The organism is Psychromonas sp. SR45-3, assembly GCF_014163575.1.
Taxonomy (GTDB): Bacteria; Pseudomonadota; Gammaproteobacteria; order Enterobacterales; family Psychromonadaceae; genus Psychromonas; species Psychromonas arctica.
The window spans coordinates 1-291 of the sequence record NZ_JACJDP010000118.1 but is presented as its reverse complement, the minus strand read 5'-3'; the positions used below and the strand labels follow the sequence as shown (position 1 = coordinate 291).

The following is a 291-nucleotide window of genomic DNA, read 5'->3' as shown; positions in this document are numbered from 1 at the left end:
CAAGGTAGCCCTAGGGGAACCTGGGGCTGGATCACCTCCTTACGTAAAGAAACACACATTAAGTATTTGCGTAGCAAAAACTTAACCCGAGAGTAGATTTGCGTAGCAAATGTGCGTCGGAGCAACGAGTGCCCACACAGATTGTTTGATTAGAATGATAAAGCGCAAAAATAGTTCCGGGTCCCCATCGTCTAGAGGCCTAGGACACCGCCCTTTCACGGCGGTAACAGGGGTTCAAATCCCCTTGGGGATACCAACACTATTCTAGAATCTAAAGTCACTTAATAACTG

Annotated in this window: 1 tRNA gene; it reads left to right on the top strand. The window is 47.1% G+C overall.

The window, feature by feature from the left end:
* The first annotated feature begins 180 nt into the window (after positions 1-180).
* Positions 181-256: transfer RNA gene (locus H5084_RS19370), tRNA-Glu, on the top strand.
* The last annotated feature ends 35 nt before the right edge of the window (positions 257-291 follow it).